A 4,973-nucleotide genomic window follows, 5' to 3' on the forward strand; every position below is an offset into this window, starting at 1 on the left:
TTACTGGCTTTACTCCGCAGTTCGGCGGATTGCATCGAAGGATATGCATTTGCGGTTACAAGCCTTTCCAGAAGAAATTGTGTTTCATTGCTATTGCGTGAGACCAAATTCAAGGCGCGGGTTACCATTTCCGGTTTGTCTGCGTGGAACCGAATATTCTCGTCATTTTTCCATTGTTCCAGTTCCCTCGAAAGGATGTCTGCCGCAATTTTCCATCCAGTCAATTCTTGCGCATCTAACTTCCTCTGTGCCTGCAGTCGCGCAACTTCTTCATCAGGTTGTTTTTCGGACTGGATGAAAGTTATTCTGGACGTTGTCAGGCGAATCCGTTCTGAGAGTTCAAGTTGTTTTGCAAGTATCGCGGGAAGGTGGTCAACGCATTTTGCAGCTAGTGGGCAGCAACCACAGCGGAATTTTTCTCCGATTTTTTCAATCACTTCCTTTGGACATTCATTGCCAACAGGGCATGCATGTGTTGGGTGCCATCGGATAACCCCAATTGAGCTTTTACGAAGCTGTTTCAGAGCATCCAGATTATTTTCACTGTCGTCCAGAGACCATATCGGCGAGGTTCCAGCAATAAACCGGAAGTCGGAAATCGCTTGTTCGCGTGAATTTTCAAATGCACGCCGAACGCGACTATTCTTAGCTTGGGTGTCGACAAATGAGTGCTCCGTTAGGGCCTCGTCGACTTCAGTTCCTATGTAAAGGCGCCTGTCGTAGCGTTTAAGCTTTTCAATTGTTTCATGCTGGAATGGGACTTGGTAGTGTTGGGTGGCAACCTTGTTCGAATGACCAACTAGATTCCCTAATTCTTCAAGCTCGAAGGAGCCATCCCTTAAGGTAAGGAAGGTGGCGCGACTGGCGTGCAAAGTATTGATTGCATCGTACTCATTATGAACCTGTCCGTTCTTGTACAGACTGGCGTCTCTGCGCTTGACGAATTGTATTATTCCCGCTTCATAGTCGTCTTTGAATTCAGGGATTTTCCCAATGAATGCTTCGAAGCTATGCAAAATCGCTGTCCACATATAACGGCAAAAGTCATACCGAACCGGCTGTTCAGAGTCGGTGCTTCTGAAAAGAGGAAGTATTTCTCCGAATCTTGATTTCGACCGACCCTCATAGTAGACAACCGAGTTCAGTCGGTCAGACTTCAAAGACAATTGGACGTACTTCTCCGCGAGTAATGACCTATATGCACGGACCGAAGCTAGAGAATCCCACGCGTCGTGGCTTTTGTCCGTATTAATGTGGAGCATGTACCAAGTATGCCGATACTCAATCTCGTGCAACAAATTTAAGGAAGTGACTGCTCGAGTCAGACGGTCAAAAGTCCTTCGGTCGAGCCATCTGACACTAGCGTTCCGCAGGCCCATTTCAACGCCGGTGAGAATGATTCTGAGTGTAGATAGGACGGGGAACGTCAGTGTTGTTGTTGCCCCTTCGGGGGCGGACTGGTTGGCACGCCAGCCATTGACATAAATTCCAGCAGGCTCAGGTGGATTGACATACAAAGTCAAAAGCGCCAGTTGGAACACGCTCGGAACGTGTGAGACCTTATACAACTTATTTGCATACCAAAAGACTGGTACATAGCCCCAGCTACTTGTGTCGTAACCTTCAGGGGGCGGATTTTTGTATGTCTGAAAGGCGCCATTGTGTAAGGCGATTTGCTGCAGATATTCGCCGAATGTTTCAACCGACTGCAAAAAATGAATCAAATATGGATAAATTTCTCTAGTGAAGACAACTTTATTGGTCTTCGTTGATGCTTTCTGTGACTCGTTGTCTAGTTCCTGGCGAATAGGGTTCTTCATCTCTGGGACTGTGTACAAGTCCTCATCTTCAAAGTGTGCGATAACGAAATCGAAGAATTTTGAGATTATCCTTCGGAATGTGTTTTCGCCTCCTGTCGATGTGAGTCGAAGGGGAAGTAGTTCATATACTGTTTTTGGAAGAATCAGTTCTTCAACGTCAGTTGTTTGATTGAATCGCGTTCTGGTTACAAAAACAAACCGGCTGAATTTGGCGGGAGAATTCGGAAATGAAATAGACGCGTTAGGGTTTTTTTCGAACCACCATGGGAGATACAACAGAATATAGTCGAGAAAAATGTGAAGCTGTCGACGGGGTTCTTTCAGCTTTTCTCCATGCCAATTTTTTAGAAATTCTTGCGCGGCTATAAACCATAGCTCTCCCATCTTGGTGATATCGATTTTTTCACGCCCGGGATAGTTCACAGGGCTTTCTAACCAAAATTGAGGTCGGAATACTTGGTTGGCTCCACCTTGATGTCTTAGCGCTGCAAAATATTCAGATGGAGAATTGGGACCATTCTCGAATGCGATATTCAGCAGATTCTCGACATATTCTCCCCCGTCTTTTTGTCGTGCGTTGCGAATGGAAGAATTTCTTTTCTCTAGCGCCTTCCTTTGCTCGACATGCTTGGGGAGCTCGATTCGTTCCCGCTTAATTCCGTGTACCCACATATTCTTACGCTGAGACGGGTCACCGCAGAATTCTGGGTAACTTATCTCTTTCCATTTATCGGAGAATCTCCATAGAAGATAAAGATGCCTATCGTCTCTTGTTAGAAACGTCGGGTGAGTATTTTGAATAGCATTTAGCAAGACATACGCAGGTTGTCCTGGCGACGGTTCAACATTTCGCGCGATAGACCTGAGTATCGCAGTGTGCAATGTGCAAAAACAATTGATGTCGAAATCTCGTGGAACACGACAATCTGTTGCAAGAAGAATCATCATGCACTCATCAGGCAAATGTGCCGATTTGTAATTCCTGCGTATGAATTGCTCGATATCGACAAGAAAATCTGGTTTTGTCAGGTGAGAGTCTTTTGGTGCGATGTAAGTCAGGGAAGTTGTCTCAATCGGAAGAATCAGGAATCCGGAGTAGGCCAGTTCGAGTAGAACAGCGGCCGATTCTTGTTTCTGAATTGTCGAACGCGACTTGCGTGCATATTGGTGGAGCTCTTTCACATATGCCTGTAGTTTTTTGAACGACCAGTTTGGTAAAGGAGCAGCTAGAGATTTTCTTGAGTCACCTGAATGAGATTCCACGCTAGCAATGACAGCTCTTTCAACCCCCCGGTTTCTGGAGTAGTAGAGGAGTCTTTCCTAGGTTGATTTTCATTTTGAGTATCCGTATCACTTCAATGAAGTGGGAGCGGTTGGGGAGAGGCTGTCTTCTTGACCGTAAATGACGCTTCGGTCGTATCTTTCTAGTTTTCTCTGAAGGGAGTCGAGTTTAGTGTTTCGATATTTACGGCTGCTCAATGGACTTTTATGCCCCATGGCCAACTGGAGTTCCGCATCTGTAAGGCCAACCTCGTTGGCCAAGAACGCGCCAAAGGCATGCCTTAATGAGTGGGGCGTATAGATGTAATGGGCGTTCACTTGTGGTCCAGGAATGCGAGCGCGTTTAACTGCACCTTTGAAAAGGTCCGTCAACGAGCCATCATTTGCTTCCAGAAGCGGCATTCCAAGATATTTGTCGGGCAGCATTTGGAATACAAAGTCGTTGCCATCTGGGGGAAGGCGATACTCTTCCTCTCTATAGCGCTGGATAAAGTAGAAAAATTGCGATTTATATGGCTCGCGAAAAAGAGTCTCAGTCTTTGTTCTCCCCTTGAAGCGGAGCTTGGAATCTCTAATCGATACATTTCGACCAAGGACACGTACGACCGGATTGAATACGTAGACTTCTCGCTTTTCGAAATTTATGTCGCCCCATAAAAGATTGTTTCCTTCAGACTGACGAATGCCAGAGCCTATCAATAATGACCATCGAGCTTTGTCTCTATAGGTTCTAGTGTGTTCAATCAATGCGGGAAAATATTCTTCTGGGAAGTCCAGTGCATTGATATCCATTTGAGTGCTTTGGCGCGTGCTTTGCTTAAGCGCCTTTGGGCGCTTAAGCTTGCCCTTGAACCGCGTCACACCACCCAACATTGATGTGGTCTTTATGTGTTGGATTTCTTGATATGAAAGTGTTCGCGCACCATTCACAGCATCCCAGAGAATTCGAACATCACGCGAGGAGCGAGCTAACACACTTTCTGATACACCCCCTTTAAGAAGCGCTAATTCGTATGCCTCTATTTCAAGTTCCGCGGTAATTGCGAGGAATCGATTAAGTGCCGCCAGAGTGTTTGACCAACTGTTCGACGCCAAAGGAGTAATTCCCAATTTTTGGGCTATTGCACGAAATTTAATTTCTCGTGCAACGTCGTTGGGCCGCGCGGGATATTTGGGATTAGTGAAGGATATTTCTTTGCCGCATCTCAACAGCTCAATGTAGGTTTTGAGCGCACGGTTGATGACGGTGCGGGTATGAGCGACTTGGCCGCCCAGTATCTCAATCTCGTAGAGATAGTCTATGAAGCGTGCCACTACAGTGGCGTACCGCTCTCTGGTCTCGTAGGCCAGACCAAGAATGCTTTCACAGAAAGCTGTGAAAATAACAATCTCGACTCCGGTTACGTCTGTCAGCAACCAGGAATGGTGGCCGGAAGAAAAAGTAACCTCTTTGCGAACATTCACCAAAGCCATGGTTCATCTCCTATCGACTCGGTTCAGCGTAGGCGATGAATATGCACAAGTAAAGGTTAAACGTGCATTTATGTGCGTATTAAAAATTATTGGTTATGGGAAATGTATATTTTCTTGATGTGTGGAAAGAAAAAAATAAATGCGCACAAAATATCGACTGCCAAGAGGCTCGATTTCAGATGCAGCATAATTTTTAAGTGGAAATAAAGGTGCACAGAACGTGTACCCTAGATAAGAACCCGCGTCCGCAAGCACTCTACAGACAGTTCTACATACTTAGTGCTGTCATTTGATTTAACCCGGCCGCCGCGGACGCACACGCTGCGGTAAGGCTAGTCACCTTAAGTTTAACTTCGGTCCAAGTGACCCGTTCCGAAGCGATTCTCTGTAAATGACTCT

At 46.0% G+C, this 4,973-nt stretch carries 2 protein-coding genes; both read right to left on the minus strand.

The window, feature by feature from the left end:
- Window positions 1-3,083, minus strand: a 3,083-nt coding sequence (locus AKL28_RS23025) for a hypothetical protein (RefSeq protein ID WP_156226456.1), incomplete at its 3' end; no start/stop codon positions are given.
- A gap of 87 nt (window positions 3,084-3,170) precedes the next feature.
- Entirely contained in the window at window positions 3,171-4,574 is a 1,404-nt protein-coding gene (locus tag AKL28_RS23030; protein WP_050470627.1) for a tyrosine-type recombinase/integrase, read from the minus strand.
- Between the last annotated feature and the right edge of the window lie 399 nt (window positions 4,575-4,973).

Origin of the sequence: Herbaspirillum chlorophenolicum (genome assembly GCF_001189955.1) — a bacterium.
Classification (GTDB): domain Bacteria; phylum Pseudomonadota; class Gammaproteobacteria; order Burkholderiales; family Burkholderiaceae_D; genus Herbaspirillum; species Herbaspirillum chlorophenolicum.

Coding starts and splice junctions, on each gene's coding strand:
- AKL28_RS23030 (WP_050470627.1), bottom strand. CDS start 4,574: ATGGCTTTGGTGAATGTTCGCAAAGAGGTTACTTTTTCTTCCGGCCAC.